At 48.5% G+C, this 15,210-nt stretch carries 15 protein-coding genes; 8 read left to right on the forward strand and 7 right to left on the reverse strand.

All coding sequences use genetic code 11. The features are described 5' to 3' along the window. Positions 1-162 precede the first annotated feature (162 nt). Positions 163-711, reverse strand: coding sequence for a DUF4118 domain-containing protein (locus DFT_RS13515; protein WP_054031696.1), 549 nt, complete (start codon positions 709-711; stop codon positions 163-165). Between the two features lie 88 nt (positions 712-799). Then, positions 800-1,105: an addiction module antidote protein gene (locus tag DFT_RS13520; protein WP_054031697.1), complete on the reverse strand. Its 306-nt coding sequence runs from the start codon at positions 1,103-1,105 to the stop codon at positions 800-802. Between the two features lie 354 nt (positions 1,106-1,459). Between DFT_RS13520 and DFT_RS26515 the strand changes: the two genes are divergently transcribed. From DFT_RS26515 to acnA, 6 genes are all read left to right on the forward strand, one after another. Further along, positions 1,460-1,627 carry a hypothetical protein gene (locus DFT_RS26515; protein ID WP_200907057.1) on the forward strand — a complete coding sequence of 56 codons (168 nt, stop codon included), beginning with the start codon at positions 1,460-1,462 and terminating at the stop codon, positions 1,625-1,627. A 241-nt stretch (positions 1,628-1,868) separates the two neighbouring features. After that, positions 1,869-2,075, forward strand: coding sequence for an AbrB/MazE/SpoVT family DNA-binding domain-containing protein (locus DFT_RS13525; protein ID WP_054031698.1), 207 nt, complete (start codon positions 1,869-1,871; stop codon positions 2,073-2,075). After that, entirely contained in the window at positions 2,072-2,467 is a 396-nt protein-coding gene (locus DFT_RS13530; protein WP_054031699.1) for a type II toxin-antitoxin system VapC family toxin, read from the forward strand. Before DFT_RS13525 ends, DFT_RS13530 begins: the two co-directional genes overlap by 4 nt. 72 nt (positions 2,468-2,539) lie before the next feature. Further along, a complete protein-coding gene (locus DFT_RS13535; protein WP_054031700.1) occupies positions 2,540-3,817 on the forward strand; it encodes a radical SAM protein in 1,278 nt (425 codons plus the stop codon). Between the two features lie 66 nt (positions 3,818-3,883). Beyond that, entirely contained in the window at positions 3,884-5,131 is a 1,248-nt protein-coding gene (locus DFT_RS13540; RefSeq protein WP_235506230.1) for a transposase, read from the forward strand. Positions 5,132-5,268: 137 nt separating this feature from the next. Then, positions 5,269-8,010, forward strand: coding sequence for an aconitate hydratase AcnA (acnA, locus tag DFT_RS13545; protein ID WP_054031701.1), 2,742 nt, complete (start codon positions 5,269-5,271; stop codon positions 8,008-8,010). Positions 8,011-8,089: 79 nt separating this feature from the next. On the opposite strand, the gene rlmD is transcribed toward acnA, so the two are convergent. Beyond that, positions 8,090-9,478: a 23S rRNA (uracil(1939)-C(5))-methyltransferase RlmD gene (gene rlmD, locus DFT_RS13550; RefSeq protein ID WP_054031702.1), complete on the reverse strand. Its 1,389-nt coding sequence runs from the start codon at positions 9,476-9,478 to the stop codon at positions 8,090-8,092. Positions 9,479-9,521: 43 nt separating this feature from the next. Here rlmD and DFT_RS13555 point away from each other — a divergent pair, with 43 nt between their 5' ends. Next, positions 9,522-10,265: an alpha/beta hydrolase gene (locus tag DFT_RS13555; protein ID WP_054031703.1), complete on the forward strand. Its 744-nt coding sequence runs from the start codon at positions 9,522-9,524 to the stop codon at positions 10,263-10,265. 63 nt (positions 10,266-10,328) lie between these two features. Here the strand turns inward: DFT_RS13555 and DFT_RS13560 are convergent, their stop codons facing one another. The 4 genes from DFT_RS13560 to DFT_RS13575 form a co-directional block, all read right to left on the reverse strand. Then, on the reverse strand, positions 10,329-11,363 hold the full coding sequence (locus DFT_RS13560) for an IS481 family transposase (protein ID WP_054031704.1): 1,035 nt from the start codon (positions 11,361-11,363) through the stop codon (positions 10,329-10,331). Between the two features lie 142 nt (positions 11,364-11,505). Further along, positions 11,506-11,943, reverse strand: a complete 438-nt coding sequence (locus tag DFT_RS13565; protein ID WP_054031705.1) for a PilZ domain-containing protein — start codon at positions 11,941-11,943, stop codon at positions 11,506-11,508. Between the two features lie 49 nt (positions 11,944-11,992). Further along, the gene (cysQ, locus tag DFT_RS13570) at positions 11,993-12,838 is read right to left on the reverse strand and encodes a 3'(2'),5'-bisphosphate nucleotidase CysQ (RefSeq protein WP_054032465.1); all 846 of its coding nucleotides are present in this window, start codon (positions 12,836-12,838) and stop codon (positions 11,993-11,995) included. A gap of 55 nt (positions 12,839-12,893) precedes the next feature. Beyond that, the gene (locus DFT_RS13575) at positions 12,894-14,609 is read right to left on the reverse strand and encodes a bifunctional sulfate adenylyltransferase/adenylylsulfate kinase (protein ID WP_054031706.1); all 1,716 of its coding nucleotides are present in this window, start codon (positions 14,607-14,609) and stop codon (positions 12,894-12,896) included. A gap of 133 nt (positions 14,610-14,742) precedes the next feature. Here DFT_RS13575 and DFT_RS13580 point away from each other — a divergent pair, with 133 nt between their 5' ends. Continuing rightward, positions 14,743-15,198 (forward strand): MerR family transcriptional regulator, encoded by a 456-nt coding sequence (locus DFT_RS13580; protein ID WP_054031707.1) that lies wholly within the window; start codon positions 14,743-14,745, stop codon positions 15,196-15,198. Positions 15,199-15,210 lie beyond the last annotated feature (12 nt).

The raw sequence follows: 15,210 nt of genomic DNA on the forward strand, positions 1-15,210 counted from the left end.
AAAGCCGGGTGGTGGATCCCGACGAAGAGATCCTGGAGGATCGATGATGTATTGCCAGCGCTACCGCTGAAAAATATCCGCGACCGCCTGCGCCATTCGCCAATCCAACGCACAGATCAGCTGCGGCCGAAGGCCGTCGGCTGGATTTTCTTGTTCGGGTTTTTACTCTTTTAATAAACCAGCTTCTATCATAGCTTTCTTAGCGCACTCTGGACAATAGCTGTGAGAAAATTGCGTGTTTGAATGTTCACTAATGTATTTTTCCAATTGTTGCCAGTTCCCTCTTTCATCTCGGATCTTTTTGCATTGGCTGCATATGGGAATAAATGCCTCAAGAATCTTAACCTCAGAAAGGGATACTTGTAATTGTTCAGACAACTTTCGTTGATGATCAAGCAACTGCTGTATATGGGATAACACCCACCCGATAAAAATGAAAGAAGAAAGGCGGATCAGAGTGTTCCAGACTGCATAGAAGTGCAAAGAATGAGTGTGTCCTGAAAATACATCTGCCACTAACCATACGATGGCAGAAAGAACAGACAATCCAATAGAGGCTCCAAGTCCAATAAACCAAGCTGCAAGTGATACTGGTAAAAAGTAGAACAAGAAGAAATTCAACTCGTACCCTGTTATCAGGTCGATAAATCCAATAATTATTATGTTTGATACAGTGATTAGTCCCCATAACCATTTTGGGATCTTCTTCATGATATGTTCTCTCTACCAAAATCGAACATATTGCTCACCGGAGAAGGCCTCTTTTTGACCCGAATCCGGTGTAGCAAATGGTTGGCAATCAAGAGTTAGCTTGGACTGCTTCAGCGCGCAATCTTAGACCCAGGGCACCGATTACTTTGAGTATTGTATCAAAACCAGGCGTTCGTTCTCCCGAAAGAGCCTTATAGAGACTTTCGCGGGATAAGCCAGCCTCACGTGCGACTTGTGTCATGCCTTTTGCCCGAGCAATATCCCCAAGAGCTTTTGCTATAAATGCTGCATCACCATTCGCCTCCTCAAGGCAGGCCTCGAGATAAGCAGCCATTTCCTCGGGGGTGCGAAGGTGTTCTGCGACATCGAATTTTGAAGTGCTGGTCTTTTCCATGATTGGCTCCTACAAACTACGAGATGATCGCAAGGCGGCTTTGATGTTTTTGGACTGGGTATTTTTATCGCCGCCAGCCAATAAGACGACCACCTTTTGCCCTATCTTTTTAAAATAAGCCCGTTACCCAGGGCCATAATCAATCCGCATTTCCGACACCCCTTCACCAACTGGTTTAACATCTCCCGGGTTGCCTGCCGCTAATCGTTCGATTCTGACAAGGATGCGAGCACGAGCGCGGATGTCTTGCAATCCCTCGATCTATTTGGCAAAAGTATTGGTTTTGCACATTTCAATCATGACAATATTGTAGCCATTGGGCTACATAAGTCAAGGGATTTAGATTTTCGGGGGATGCCCAACCTGCCCGCACCCTCGCCCTGCCGGCGGCTGGTGGAGATACCATATTATTCCCTGGTGCGCCTCAGCGGCGAGAGCACCACGTTCTGGGACGGGTTCGAGGAGACGTCCGACATTCGGGATTATCCTAAGGCCATCGCGGGCGCCCTGTCCCTCACCTGAGCCCACCGTGACCGCATCCAGCAGACCGCCTGCATCGTGGAGCAGGACGAGGGCAACATCGGCCCCGAGCCGGGCACCGCCTAACCCTGCGAAAAGCAGGCAGAACATGAGGCTAACATCTGGCTGGAGCTGACGGCTGCTGCGCAGCCGCGGCTCAGCCAGGGCGTTGGCCCCTAAAATTGACAAATTACCATCGATGATGATACTGTAATACGAAAATGATATCGATGGAGGTTGCGACATGCAAACAGTAACGGTTTCTCCAAAATATCAGGTTGTTATACCTAAACCTATTAGAGAAGCGATGAGACTCCGCCCTGGGCAAAAATTAAAGGTCATTGAGTATGAAGGGCGAATCGAATTGATTCCTGATCGAGATATTTCAGAACTCAAAGGATTTCTAAAAGGAATAAATACAAACTTTACCCGCGAGGATGACAGGGTATGAATATTGTTGATTCCTCTGGATGGCTTGAATATTTTTCTGGAGGGCCAAATGCAGATCACTTCTTGCCACCGCTTCAAGAGCCTTCCTCCTTAATCGTTCCTACCATAATTATTTATGAGGTTTTCAAAGTCGTATTACGAGAAACTGACGAAAACCAAGCGTTTCAATCAATAGCAGCCATGCAAAAAGGATCTGTTATTGATCTAACTGCGGGTATTGCAATAAATGCGTCAAAGCTAAGCCTGCAATACAATTTGCCAATGGCTGATAGCATTATTTTAGCAACAGCCAAATCATATGAATGCGTGATATGGACACAAGATTCTGATTTTGCAAATTTTGAGCAAGTTAAATTCTTTCCAAAGAAAAACATTGGCCAACAAAAGTATTGAGCAGGACGCTCCTATCGTCGCGCCTCTCATGCTTGGCGTAATCTTTCAGCCCTTGAACCAAATATGTGAATAATGGAATTTTTACCACAGCAGCATTTGATAATCTGCCCTGAAAAAAAAGGGCCTAACAAACTGCTAAAACAAAGTTTTCCACTTAGATTTGGCAGATATTCAGAAATCAGGACACCGGACTTTGAGTTCTGCTTTAATCTGAATGGAGAAATCAAATCCATTCGGGGGCTTCGGCCGGACTGGCCTCACCCGGCAGAACAGTTTAAGCGGACAGCCGGTAATGATTGGATATATTATACAGTAGGCGATAAAAGCGGCAGTGACGGGATCATATCCTGGATGGCAGAATATTATCTGCCCTGCCTGCCATATAGCAGTAATCCTGTTTGGGAGATAAATTATTTATCTAATCCTGCGGTTATGAATGCCATGGGACAATGGTCCCGGCTGTTTGGCACTCTGTACATGGCAAATAAAAAAGGTCTGAATTCCAAGGCAAGGGATCTTATTGAGCGGATATTGGCTAATGATGATCAGACGCTTTATCAGCGATCCAAACAGCTGAATGAAATCATTGGAGGACGGGTTTCTGTTCTCCCGCCGGATACACGGCATGTCGATTATGATATCATTCCCCTGACCATAGCCGACGGATGTCTGTATCATTGTAAATTTTGTTGTGTAAAATCAAATCAGATATTTCGAAAAAGGTCTCAAAAGAGTATCCGGGAGCAGATTGCCGCTCTGAAAAATCATTTCAGTTCAGATATTGTCAATTACCATGCGCTTTTTCTCGGAAATCATGATGCACTGGCTGCGGGACCGGAGTTAATCTGTTATGCAGCACAGGAAGCTTACGATGCATTCGGGTTCAGGCCACGGGTGGATCAAAAACCGTTTCTATTTCTTTTTGGCAGCGTGGACTCTTTGTTAAAATCCGGTCAAAATGTATTTGAGGAATTGAACGGGCTTCCTTTCTACACATATATCAATATCGGGTTTGAATCTGTTGATGCAAATACCCTGGCCGATATCGGCAAACCGGTTACGGTTGAAAAGGTAAAACAAGCATTTTTGAAAATGCTTAAAATAAATGCTGCATATTCCCGGATTGAAGTCACAGGCAATTTTATTGCGGGAGATAACTTATCACCGGATCATGAAGAATCCCTTGGCGACCTGTTAAAAAACGCTGATACGGCAGGGAAGAAAAAAGGTCCGATATACCTGTCCCCGATTAAAGACAGCCCTAAAAAAAGAGAGCTTTTGGCCCGGTTTTATAGGATAAAGGAGGAGAGCAGGTTACCGGTTTTGGTCTACCTAATACAGAGATTGTAAGACCAAAATATAGTTGAGGAGAGTAGGACTCATAAATTTTTTAAGGCCTACCTCTTTGGCGGTTATGTGGCAATAAAAGATAATAAAACAAATGCAGCTGACGCCAAAAGCGCTGCGGCTCTGCAGTCGCAGTGTTATCCATTCAGAACGATTCCTATGCGGATGGTTGAGAATGATTTGAATGAATCGCGTTCTGTGCGAGATGAACGAGGAAGGGAAAATGAGGGGACGGAAAATGAGGGGACGTCCATTCATTTATTATTTTACCTTTTATTCATTTTCCACTATACGGGAAAAATGCCGAGAAAAGCCCGCATAGACGCTCCCGGCGCCCTGCATCATATCATCCTTAGAGGCATTGAGCGCCGCAAGATATTTTATGATGATCAAGACCGGGACAACTTTCTCGACCGGTTGGAAACGGTCCTGACCGATACCGAAACGCCTTGTTTCGCCTGGGCATTGATGCCGAATCACGTTCACCTGTTGCTGAAAACCAGTGCCACGCCAATCCCTACAGTGATGCGACGACTGTTGACCGGATATGCGGTGAGCTTCAACCGCCGCCACCATCGGCACGGCCAGCTTTTCCAAAACCGCTATAAATCCATTTTGTGTCAAGAGGATCTGTATTTTTTGCAACTGGTGCGCTACATTCATCTGAATCCATTTCGGGCCAGGCTCGTGCCGGATATGAAGGGTTTGGATTACTACGCGTATGCCGGACACAGCACCGTGATGGGCAATCACGATCGACCTTGGCAGAAAACGGATTTCGTTCTCAGGTATTACGATGAAAAACGATCACTTGCCCGCAGGGCTTATCGTGAATACGTGAAAAATGGCATCGAAGATGGTCGCAGACCGGAATTGGTAGGCGGCGGGCTTGTCCGCAGCGCCGGTGGGTGGACGGCGGTTAAAGCACTGCGCAAAGGAACTGACCGTGTTAAAGGAGATGAGCGCATCCTGGGAGATGGGAAGTTTGTCGAAGCGGCCTTGACAGAGGCCCAGGAAAATTTGGAACGACGATACCGCCTCCGGGCCAATGGCTGCGATTTCGAGTGGTTGGTTGGCCGTGTCGCGGAGCAGTTGGTGATAGCGCCTGAAGACGTGTTGGCTCCGGGTAAGTACCCCCAAAACGTAAAAGCCCGCAGTCTGTTGTGTTTTTGGGCGACGCGCGAACTTGGCATGAAGACCGTTGAACTGGCCGAAAAACTGAACCTCTCGCAACCAACCGTGAGTCAATCGGTCCAAAGAGGGCAAAAGATAGCCCGGCAGCAAGGATTTTGTCTCATTGAGACTCAAAAACAATAAACCAATGGACGTCCCCCATAACGTATGGACGTCCCCCATAACGTACCATAACGCCCTGCGGTTAAATTTTTCGCGGGCCTTGATCTCGACCCAATTTACCCATTTGTGGACGGACACCAAATAGTAAAGGAAGACTGATGGACAAAAAAGCCTGCCTTAAAACGATCAGCGCCAACGGCCAGACGTATCATTGTTACGACATCCAGCAACTCGCGGCCCAGGGCGTGGCCGACATCAAGCGCCTGCCCTTCTCCATACGCATCCTGGTGGAAAACCTGCTGCGCAAGCTCGACGACCGCGTGGTCAAAGAAGACGACCTGAAAGCCGTGGCCAACTGGCAAAAAACCTACGATGCGCCGGTGGAGATCCCCCACCACCCGGCCCGCGTGCTCATGCAGGATTTCACAGGCGTTCCGGCCGTCGTGGATCTGGCCGCCATGCGCGATGCGGTGAAGCAGCTGGGCGGCGACGCCACCCGGATCAACCCGCTTGTCCCCGTGGAGCTGGTCGTGGACCACTCGGTCCAGGTGGACTACTTCGGCACCACCCGTTCGCTTGAAAAGAACGTGGCCAAGGAGTACGAGCGCAACGGCGAGCGCTATAAGCTTCTCAAGTGGGCCCAGAAGAGTTTCGACAACTTCAAGGTGGTGCCGCCCAACTCAGGCATCTGCCACCAGGTCAACCTCGAATACCTGGGCCGCGGGGTGATCGCCGAAGAGACCTCCGAAGGCGTCTTGGCCTACCCCGACTCCCTGGTGGGCACCGACTCCCACACCACCATGATCAATGCCATCGGCGTCATGGGTTGGGGCGTGGGCGGCATCGAAGCCGAGGCTGTCATGCTCGGCCAGCCCTACTACATGTCCATTCCCGAAGTGATCGGCGTGAAACTCTTTGGCCGCCTCAAGGAGGGGGTCACCGCTACGGATCTGGTCCTCAGGGTCACCGAGATGCTGCGCAAGCGGGGTGTGGTGGAGAAATTCGTGGAGTTCTCCGGCCCCGGCCTGAAAAACCTGTCGGTGCCCGATAGGGCCACCATCGCCAACATGTCGCCCGAATACGGCGCCACCATGGGCTTTTTCCCGGTGGACGAAAAGACCCTCGAATACCTTCGCATGACCCACCGTGAGGACCGGGCCGCCCTCACCGAGGCCTACACCAAGGCCGTCGGCCTCTTCTACACCGAAGCCGAAACCCCCGAATACACGGACTTACTCGAGCTCGACCTGGCCGCCGTGGAACCCTCCCTGGCCGGCCCGGCCCGGCCCCAGGACCGCATCGCCCTGTCGGCCATGAAAGGCGCCTTCGCCAAGATCCTGGGCTGCGACTACGACCGCGATGCCGAACTGGCCGCCATCTCCACCTTCCTCGACGAATCGGGCAACCAGACCCGGAGGCCACTCAAATGCAAGCCGTTGGCCCAACGCGAAATCGATATCAACCTGAACGGCCTCGACACCAAGATCGGCGACGGCCATGTAGTGATCGCCGCCATCACCTCATGCACCAACACCTCCAACCCCCACGTGCTCATCGGCGCCGGTCTGTTAGCCAAAGCCGCCGTGGAGCGCGGCCTGAAGGTGCCGCCCATCGTCAAGACCTCCCTGGCCCCCGGATCCAAGGTCGTCACCGACTATCTTCAGGCAGCGGGCCTCCTGCCCTATCTCGAAGCCTTGGGGTTTCACCTCACCGCCTTCGGCTGCACCACCTGCATCGGCAACAGCGGCCCGTTAAACCCGGTCATCGAAAACACGATCAAGGAAAACGATCTCAATGTGGCGGCGGTCCTCTCCGGCAACCGCAACTTCGAGGCGCGCATTCACCAGCAAGTCAAATCCAACTTCCTGGCCTCGCCCATGCTGGTCGTGGCCTATGCTCTGGCCGGCCGCATGGACGTGGACCTCACCATCGAACCCATCGGCCAGGATCCCAACGGCGAACCGGTCTACCTGGACGAGTTGTGGCCCGATTTCAAGGAGATCGACGCGCTCGTCAAGGCCCACGTCAAGCAATCGCTCTATGAAAAAGAGTACGGCCGCATCTTCGACGGCGACCGGTTCTGGAAAGCCCTGGACATCACCGAAAGCACCACCTATGCCTGGGACGACGCCTCCACCTACATCAAAAATCCGCCCTACTTCGAAGGCTTCCAGCTCGACCCCCAGGCACCCGGCCGCATCGAAAACGCCCGCGCCTTTCTTCTCCTCGGCGACTCGGTCACCACCGACCACATCTCGCCCGCCGGCGCCATACCCAAAGACTACCCTGCCGGCCGCCATCTCATCGAAAAGGGAGTCCAACCGGCCCAGTTCAACTCCTACGGCTCGCGCCGCGGCAACCACGAGGTGATGATGCGCGGCACCTTCGGCAACGTGCGCATCAAGAATAAATTGGTCGCGTCAAAAGAAGGGGGCGTGACCCTGAAGTTCCCTGAAAAGAAGGAGATGTTCAACTACGACGCCGCCATACTTTACCAGAACGAATGCACCCCCCTGATCGTCATTGGCGGCAAGGAGTACGGCACCGGTTCGTCGCGCGACTGGGCCGCCAAGGGCACCAACCTGCTGGGCATCCGGGCCGTGCTGGCCGAATCCTTCGAGCGTATCCATCGCAACAACCTTGTGGGCATGGGCGTGCTGCCCATGGTCTTCAAACCCGGTGACAATGCCGAAAAACTTGGACTCGACGGTAGCGAAACCTACACCATCGAAGGAATTGGCGGCATCACCCCGCGTAAGGCCCTGACGGTTCGCGCCGTGAAGGAAGATGGAAAGGAGATCACCTTCGAAGTCATCGCCCGCCTGGACACCGATGTGGATATAACCTATTTCCAAAATGGTGGTATCTTACCCACTGTATTGCGAACCTTAATGAAATAGACAAAAAAAAGCTGCGGCCATATTGCCAAGGCCGCAGCTTAATCTATGTTCACCCGGAATTTTTAATTCTGAAAGCGGTTCAAATCTTCTCCAACAGTGCGACTGCTTCGATGTGGTAAGTATGGGGAAACATGTCTACGGGTTGAACTTCAACCAAGCGATAACTGTTTTTCAACAAAAGCAAGTCTCGAGCCAAAGTGGCCGGATTACATGAGACATAAACGATTCTTGGGGGACCCAACTTAATGACCTGATGAACGACATCCTCGTGCATGCCGACTCTAGGAGGATCGATAATCATGACATCGGGTATGATGTCCAATTGTGACAGCGTAAAACGGACGTCTCCTGAAATAAAACGGCAGTTATCAATACCATTTTTAATGCAATTTCGATTGGCGTCCGCCACTGCACCCGGGTTTGATTCCAAGCCGATGATTTGTTGTGCGTCCATTGCAAGAAAAATACTGATCGTGCCGGCTCCACAATACAAATCCACAACGATCTCCCGCCCTGTCAATCCCGCATACCCCTTTACCGTTTCGTAAAGCAATTCAGCGCCCTTGCTGTTGGTCTGGAAAAATGAATTGGCGGAAATATCGAACTCGAAAGGGCCAATGCCTTCTGTGATATTTTCTCTGCCCGCCAATAAAACTTCATGATCCCCAATTGCAACAGCTGCCTTTTTAGCACTGATGTTGTTAATGACAGACACTATGTTGGGATATTTTTTTACTAAAAAATCCGCCAATGGCTGAATCTGTTCATGAACCAAAGTGGATGTGACCATGTTGACCATCCACTGATCATACCTTTCGGAGTGTCTCAAAACCAAAAAACGCCAATACCCTTCGTGGCTGCGCAATTCGTAGACTGGCATCGAAGAAGATTTAATGTAACGACGCACGTCTGAAAGAATCTCGTTTCCGTCTGGGGCCTGGAGCAGGCACATATCTATATCAATAATTTTGTTGAAGGTTCCTGGAACGTGCAAGCCCAAGGCAATATCCGGAACGATATCTTCACGACCAAGTTCGTCTGGTGTGAGCCATCTTCGTGTGGCACAGGAAAATTCCATCTTATTGCGATAACCGAATATTTTTTGTGTGGTCAAGGTCTGCAGCACCGAAATTCCTTTTATGAGAGCGATGTGCTCAAGGGACTCTCTCACATGCTGCTGCTTATAAAACAACTGCTGCTCATAATTAAGAAATTGCCATGAACAACCGCCGCAGATCCCGCTGTATTTGCATGGCGGGGATATTCTATACTCAGACGCTTTAATAACCTCAATGGATCTTGCTTCTGCATAGTTTTTCTTTTTCTTGGTGATTTTCGCAAGTATCCGATCACCGGGCAGGGCCTGTTCAATAAAAACGGCAAGCCCATCGACACGCGCCAATCCTTTGCCCCCAAATGCAAGTCCTTCTACATCCAATTCTATCAGTTGTCCCTTTTTAATTACCATGTTAACCTGTCATTTATACAAAATGGAGCTGGAGAACCAACTCATGTTTACATCCCAAAATATTTTCTTTTCCGTAGACGGTGCTCTCCTGATTGGCACACTGCACCTGCCCGGCGTCCATCAACCACCTTTTGTCATCGGCTGTCATGGGCTTTTATCAGATCGACAATCGCCCAAGCAGATTGCCTTAGCCGAGGCCTTAAACCGAATCGGCATAGCCTATTTCCGATTCGATCATCGCGGTTGCGGTGAGAGTGGAGGAAAATTTGATATCAGCCACCTTTTATCGTCCCGGTGCAAAGACCTTTTAGGGGCGATTCGATACATCCAGTCACACTCCCAGGTGGGTCAAATTGCAGGGCTTTTCGGAAGCAGCTTCGGCGGCACAGTGTGTTTATGCGTCGCTTCCGGCATCAGTGTTCCTGCAGTGGTCACTTATGCCGCACCCATCGATAGTCTAATTATCAAAAAACCAACACTTGGTGAAATTAATTCCGTCTATAGAGACCAACTGTCTGCTCAACCTGACTTTGACTTTGATATTCGTGAAATTCTATCGAAATTAAACCACATATTGATCATGCACGGCGAGAAAGATGAGGTTGTGCCGCTTGAACATGCACACAAGATTTACGAGAAAGCGAAGGACCCTAAAAAACTGATCATCCATAAAGGAGGAGATCACAGAATGAGCAATCCAGACCACCAAGACGCTTTTATTGTGGAGTGCGTTTCGTGGTTTAAAAAATTCTATAATCGAACAGGCTCCAATCGTTCAGACACTTAGGTGTAGAAGTTCAGATTTGATCTGACAAATACCGATTTTGAGAAGGTATCTGTCAGTTCAAATTCAAGCTACTTTTTTTTCTGCCCAGAGTCGTTTTCCATCTTCAAGCGTTTCCATCGGGGTTCTGCCGCAACACATTTTCCCCTGATGGGTTCGCTCATGATTGTACTCTTCAAGCCACAGGTCAAGATCAAACTGAAGCGTTTCGATATCCCGGTAGATCTTCTTTCTGAAGGTAACCTGATAAAATTCCTGCAGCATGGTTTTATGGAACCGTTCGCAGATGCCGTTGGTTTGCGGTGATTTGGCCCTGGTCTTGGTGTGCTCAATGTCATTAATGGCCATGTAAAGCTGATAATCATGGGTTTCGGCTTTACCGCAGTACTCGGTGCCCCTGTCGGTCAAAATGCGCAGTAACGGCAGTTCGTGTTTTTCATAAAACGGCAGCACCTTGTCATTGAGAAGGTCGGCAGCGGTGATCGGAGTTTTGGTGGTATAGAGTTTGGCAAAGCCAACCTTGGCATACGTATCTATAAAGGTCTGCTGATAGATCCGACCGACGCCCTTGAGCGTGCCGACATAAAAGGTATCTTGTGACCCCAGATAGCCGGGATGCGCGGTCTCGATCTCTCCTGGAGCGATGTCGTCGTGCTTTTTGCGCTCCAAGGCCTGGACTTGGCTTTCGGTAAGAATCAGATTCTCCTTGGCCATTTCATCCTCAAGGGCTTTCAGGCGGTCCTTAAAGCGCGCCAATTGGTGGCGCAGCCACACACACCTTACACCGCTGGGAGAAATGAAAACCCCTCGCTTACGCAGCTCGTTGCTGGCACGGACCTGCCCATGCGCTGGCTGCTCAACGGCATAGGCCACGACAGCAGCCTCGATCGTTTCCTCTGTGCGGTTCTTGATATTAGGTTTGCGGCGGCTTTGATCGACGAGGGCATCAATACCGCCTTGTTCAACAGCATTCTGGTAGCGGTAAAAGGTGTCACGAGAAAGGCCCATGATCCGGCAGGCTTTGGATACGTTGCCAAGCTCCTCGGCCAGGTTCAACAATCCAATCTTGTGTTTGATGACGGTTTTGGTACCATTCAGCATGAGGGTTACCTCCTATGGTTTTGATGGTTTTGGTTGCCACCTTCATCAAAACCGGTAACCCTCACTTTTTCAAGTGCGGTGTCAGATCAAATCAAAACTAATCCAACTTAGGGGAAAAATTATCTGCTTTAGAAGGTGATCATTATGAAAAACCCCCTTTCGGGTCTATGTCTTTTCGTATGATTTCTTCCTGGTATTTGCTCAACTTATTGGAAAATCGAATGCCGATCCCCTTTGCGCTGGTACGAACGATTTCACCAGTGGTTTTGAAATGAGTCTGGGAGGAAGGCAGAGTAAAGGTAAGAGAAATCTTCTGCCCCTGCTCGAAAGATTCTTTGGTTTCTATGAACACGCCGCCTCTGCTTAAATCTTGAATAAAATCTCGGTAAATCTTGCGTTGATCGTAGTAATCTACTGCAACCAGGCACGGAATTCTCCTATCATTCCTTTGCTCCTTTTGCTGCCACTCCAGGAGCAAATCCAATAATAAGGACTTTTTTTCCTCTGTTAAATTGTCAATTAACGATTTGAGTCTTTCAGTCAAACTTAAAGAGTTTCCATTTTTCAGCCCATTTTCCATAACCCCTCCTCTCATTCAACTGCAAGAATTTTCGTGAATCGACGACAAATCAAGTCCTCTCTACAATAAACCACGGGTTCAAAAGGTTGGGTTTGTTGTAACCCAGCTCTTCGTTGGTATTATAATCAAATATTTTAGCCCCGGCATACTGTGCTACTGCGTGCCCTGCAGCAGTATCCCACTCCATCGTTGGACCTAAGCGAGGATAGATATCTGCACCGCCTTCTGCAACAAGACAAATCTTTAAAGAACTTCCGGCCTGGATAAAATCCACCTGCCCCTTTTCCTGCTTCATCCTTTCTACAAACTCTACCAATTCAGAGCTGGCATGGGAACGGCTGCCTACAATAGTGTACCTTGATGGATTATTTTTGTTAAAAGGCAACCTTCTTGCGGAAGATAGCAGTATATCCAGAACCTTCTCGGGGGCTCTTTTTGTGAAAATGTCGAGCCATGTTTCGGAAGGGCAATCAATCTTATACGACCCTAAATTGCGGCTGGCAAAGTACAGTAACCGGGGAATCGGTGCAAATACAACTCCCAGAACGGGTTTCCCATTTTCGATCAATGCAATATTAACGGTGAATTCACCATTTCTTTTGACAAATTCCTTTGTTCCATCCAAAGGATCCACAATCCAGAGCCTCTCCCAGGATTGTCGCTGCTGAAAGGGGATATCTCTACCCTCTTCGCTGATCATGGGAAGACGATAATCCATCAGCATTGACTTTATAATCTCATGGGATTGCCGGTCCGCTAAGGTTAAAGGGGACTCATCAGATTTGGTTTCAACTTCGAAATCTGTATTGTAAATCTCGATAATAGCCTGCCCGGCTTTTAGGGCCGCAATGACGGCGGTAATCATCGGTCCGACTAAATCAAATTGCTTTTCCATAAGCCATAATCCAATCATGACAGGCATGCCATTCACGAATTCTTTCCAAATAAGCCTATATATAACCCCGTTGCCCTAAGAGAAGTAAAATTTCATGGGCAGCTTCGTCAGGCGTTATGTTGGATGTGTCGATACTCAATTCAGGCGCCTTAGGCGCTTCATAAGGGTCGTCAATTCCAGTGTAACCTTTTATCAATCCGGCTCGGGCTTTCGCATACATGCCTTTACGATCACGTTTTTCACATTCATTCAGTGGTGTCGAGACATGAACCTCGAAAAATCCTCCATACGCTTCTATAGATCGTCTGATTTCCATACGTGTGTTTTCATAAGGTGCAATTGGCGCACAAATTGCGATGCCCCTGTTCTTCGTTATCTCGCTGGCCACAAAGCCGATTCGGCGCACATTGAGATCACGATGCTCTTTTGAAAAGCTCAGTTCACTCGATAAATTTTGCCTCACGATATCACCATCGAGCAAGGTTACCGGACGTTCACCGATCTCCAACATTTTTGAAAAAAGAACCTTGGCAATAGTTGATTTGCCAGCACCCGACAGACCGGTCAAAAAAATGGTGAACCCTTGCCTTCCAGGTGGAGGATAGGCTTTGCGCAGTTCATCTAGAACCTCAGGAAACGAAACCCACCCTGGCACCTGTCGACCACTGGTAATCCTGTATCGGATGTCGACACCACTCATTTTCATTGTTTTGGTATCTTTATTCAAATCGGTAGCAAATCGATGCTCATCCTCAAATGGCAGATAAACCATTTCATCGAAGAGTAATAATGAGATACCAAGTCCAGCACCGTATTTTTCCAACCATGATTTCGATGCGTTCCAGTCATAAAAGTTATCATATCCCTTATTGCGCCCTGGATCGGCATGGTTATGACTTACCGCGAAATGAGTGCATCCGTAATTTTTGGCCACGATGGCACCCATTAGAGCTTCTCTGGGGCCTGCAAAACGCATGAAGTAAGGCAAAAGGGATAATATATTGGAATCGGGTGGGTAGTGTTTGATGACCTCTTTGTAGCAGCGCACCCGTGTGTAGTAGTCGAAATCCTCAGTTCTCATGACGCCGACGATCGGGAGCAACAACAGATTCGCTTTGGCCCGCCGCATCGCCTCGAGGGTCAACTCGAATTGAGGTCGGTGCATCACACTGTTGGTTTGGTACCCAACGACTCGCTGCCAACCCAATTTATAGATTTCCCCGCGAACCTCATGCGGCGTAGAGCGCAGCAGCTTGAAATCATAGTGCAGCGGGAGACTGATCACCTCCAGCTTCCCACCGACATAATAGTCCCCCGTGTTAGTTAAAATGTGTTGAATACCCGGATGGTTATCATCTTTTTGGCCATAGAGGATTTTCATCTCTTTTTCATGATCAATCGGCCATATATCCTCGACGTGCATAACACCCAGCAAAAAACCCTCTGGATCGCGCAGCGCAATGGACTGACCGGCTTCAAGGTTGCGTGCTCGAGTTTCGGTAATATCCAGGCATATCGGAAGTGGCCAGGTTGTACCGTCTCTTAATTGCAATCGATCTAATACGGGTTCATAATCCGCCCTGATCATAAAGCCCTCTAAGGGTGAAAATGCACCAGTGGCAAGTAATTCAAAATCGCATAGATGATGGTCTTTCAGTATGACATCGGGCAGGTTTAACGAAAGTTCCTTTAAAATAACTGCACGATCCGCTTCAACCAGAAGATTTTTTAGTTCATTACCGTGTGGCTTAGTCGAAAAGCTGGGCTGCATACGACCACTCCTTAACAAATGCGCTTTTTATGAAAAGATATATAATACTTGACCCGGCTATTGCATTGACATTATCGTATGATGCATATCAAAACCAGTATTTTGTTAAATATTTCAAACAAGATGCACTATTATGATTAACACATCAAAAAATTACTCGTTTTCAGAAATGGCGAGCCTGATTGGCCTGGACGAAAAAAAAATCCATGTTTATTTCCATAAGGGCCTGATTGGTCTGAACGATTACAAAAACAGATTGGGTTTCAGCGATATTGATTATGCGCGATTGAGAATCATCAAACACGCTGATGATCTGGGCTATCAACACGAAGAGATCAAAAGTTTAATAGGATCTGCCGATGACCTTTCTTCTGCCAACGATCCACTTATGTTTTGTAAAAACTTCGCAATTCAAAGGTACAAACAGATTATTAAAGAATTGGACCATTGCGAGCCCTTAGAGCAGGTCAAAAAGCAATGTGATTTAAAATTGATCAGCACCTATATCAAAGAGCTTAAAAACTCAACTTTCGGGAATGGATTAGGGGATGAAAATATGGTCTATCCTGTTGAATTCATGAAGAAATAACTTGAAGAGCCC

Origin of the sequence: Desulfatitalea tepidiphila (assembly GCF_001293685.1) — a bacterium.
Lineage (GTDB): Bacteria > Desulfobacterota > Desulfobacteria > Desulfobacterales > Desulfosarcinaceae > Desulfatitalea > Desulfatitalea tepidiphila.

Excerpts from the sequence above, each read along its gene's own strand:
- DFT_RS13575 (WP_054031706.1), bottom strand. The coding sequence starts at position 14,609 with ATGCAGCCCAGCTTTTCGACTAAGCCACACGGTAATGAACTAAAAAAT.
- DFT_RS13515 (WP_054031696.1), bottom strand. The coding sequence starts at position 711 with ATGAAGAAGATCCCAAAATGGTTATGGGGACTAATCACTGTATCAAAC.
- DFT_RS13565 (WP_054031705.1), bottom strand. The coding sequence starts at position 11,943 with ATGGAAAATGGGCTGAAAAATGGAAACTCTTTAAGTTTGACTGAAAGA.
- DFT_RS13580 (WP_054031707.1), top strand. The coding sequence starts at position 14,743 with ATGATTAACACATCAAAAAATTACTCGTTTTCAGAAATGGCGAGCCTG.
- cysQ (WP_054032465.1), bottom strand. The coding sequence starts at position 12,838 with ATGGAAAAGCAATTTGATTTAGTCGGACCGATGATTACCGCCGTCATT.
- DFT_RS13530 (WP_054031699.1), top strand. The coding sequence starts at position 2,072 with ATGAATATTGTTGATTCCTCTGGATGGCTTGAATATTTTTCTGGAGGG.
- acnA (WP_054031701.1), top strand. The coding sequence starts at position 5,269 with ATGGACAAAAAAGCCTGCCTTAAAACGATCAGCGCCAACGGCCAGACG.
- DFT_RS13560 (WP_054031704.1), bottom strand. The coding sequence starts at position 11,363 with ATGCTGAATGGTACCAAAACCGTCATCAAACACAAGATTGGATTGTTG.
- rlmD (WP_054031702.1), bottom strand. The coding sequence starts at position 9,478 with ATGGTAATTAAAAAGGGACAACTGATAGAATTGGATGTAGAAGGACTT.
- DFT_RS26515 (WP_200907057.1), top strand. The coding sequence starts at position 1,460 with ATGCCCAACCTGCCCGCACCCTCGCCCTGCCGGCGGCTGGTGGAGATA.
- DFT_RS13535 (WP_054031700.1), top strand. The coding sequence starts at position 2,540 with ATGGAATTTTTACCACAGCAGCATTTGATAATCTGCCCTGAAAAAAAA.
- DFT_RS13520 (WP_054031697.1), bottom strand. The coding sequence starts at position 1,105 with ATGGAAAAGACCAGCACTTCAAAATTCGATGTCGCAGAACACCTTCGC.
- DFT_RS13525 (WP_054031698.1), top strand. The coding sequence starts at position 1,869 with ATGCAAACAGTAACGGTTTCTCCAAAATATCAGGTTGTTATACCTAAA.
- DFT_RS13555 (WP_054031703.1), top strand. The coding sequence starts at position 9,522 with ATGTTTACATCCCAAAATATTTTCTTTTCCGTAGACGGTGCTCTCCTG.